Consider the following 1189-nt stretch of genomic DNA (forward strand, 5'->3'; position numbering starts at 1 on the left):
AGCGATCGCAGAACTCGTAGGGTGGGCAAGGGGAAACTTTACCAATAGATTCATCAAATACCCCCTTTTCCCTTTGCCCACCAAATTACTCCCCAAGACTTACTGATAGTTCAACTGCTGAGGCGGACTCGATATCAGAAGAGCACTTTATATATGGGCGTACACCTTTGTCATTATAAAAAAATAATATCAAAAAATAACACCAACCGATGATAATATTGGCCAGATAACCCAAATGCCAGTTCCTCGCAATGCAGACTAATGCGCACTGACAGCCTATTTTATAAAGTCTTCCAAACCCTCCCTGGTACTTTCTTTGAACTCCTGGAAGAAAACTCTCAACTAGCACAAAACTATAATTTTAAGGCCGTCGAACTCAAAGAACTTGCCAAACGCACCGACGGCGTATTTCTCCCCAAACGAGATGGCGACCCTATTTATTTCGTAGAAGTCCAATTTCATAAAGATGAAGACTTGTACTACCGCCTGATGCAAGAAGTGTTTGTCTACTTAGGACAAAATCGTTGGCGACATGGCTGGCAAGCGGTAGTATTTTGGGCTAAGCGCAGCTTGGATACAGGGATTCCCAGATGTTACGATGGCGAAGTCCAAACAGGATATCTGCGCTCAATTTACCTTGATGAAACTCCAGACACCTCAGACTCAATCGGATTGGGACTGGTACGGCTGGTAGTAGAACCTCAAGCCAATGTCCAACACAGAGTACGACAACTAGAAAGATGTGCGAGGGCTCTACCAGTAGCACAGCAAAGAAATGCGATAGAATTAATAGAACAAGCCTTAGTCTATAAATTTCCTGAACGTCCTTGGAGGGAATTAGAAGCGATGTTTGGACTTACTGAATGGAAACAGACCAGATTTTATCAGGAAGTGAATGCTGAAGGTCGCATCACTGAGGCACAGATTTTGGTGATGCGTCTGCTGAAAAAACGATTCCCAGAAAAGACCGAGGAAATAAACAATGTAGTTCAAGGTTTGTCTTTGTCAAATTTGGAAGGGTTAACAGATATTATTTTTGAGTTAAAAAGTTGGGAAGATTTGTTGAGCTGGTTGTCACAGTTAGACCAATAATGCTCACATGGAGTTGATACCACTCATACTCTAGAAATGCTGTGAAAAAAACTCCCAACTTTACAATGCCTTGAACACCTGGTTAGGTCAAGTCTGC

1 protein-coding gene is annotated in these 1189 nt (G+C 42.5%); it reads left to right on the forward strand.

From position 1 onward, the window contains the following. The first annotated feature begins 261 nt into the window (after nucleotides 1-261). The gene (locus F6K37_RS43525) at nucleotides 262-1092 is read left to right on the forward strand and encodes an Rpn family recombination-promoting nuclease/putative transposase (RefSeq protein ID WP_287257362.1); all 831 of its coding nucleotides are present in this window, start codon (nucleotides 262-264) and stop codon (nucleotides 1090-1092) included. The last annotated feature ends 97 nt before the right edge of the window (nucleotides 1093-1189 follow it).

The sequence above is a fragment of the Moorena sp. SIO4E2 genome (genome assembly GCF_010671945.1).
Classification (GTDB): domain Bacteria; phylum Cyanobacteriota; class Cyanobacteriia; order Cyanobacteriales; family Coleofasciculaceae; genus Moorena; species Moorena producens.

What these genes read in the sequence shown, in the direction of transcription:
- F6K37_RS43525 (WP_287257362.1), top strand. Translation starts at nt 262, where the DNA reads ATGCGCACTGACAGCCTATTTTATAAAGTCTTCCAAACCCTCCCTGGT.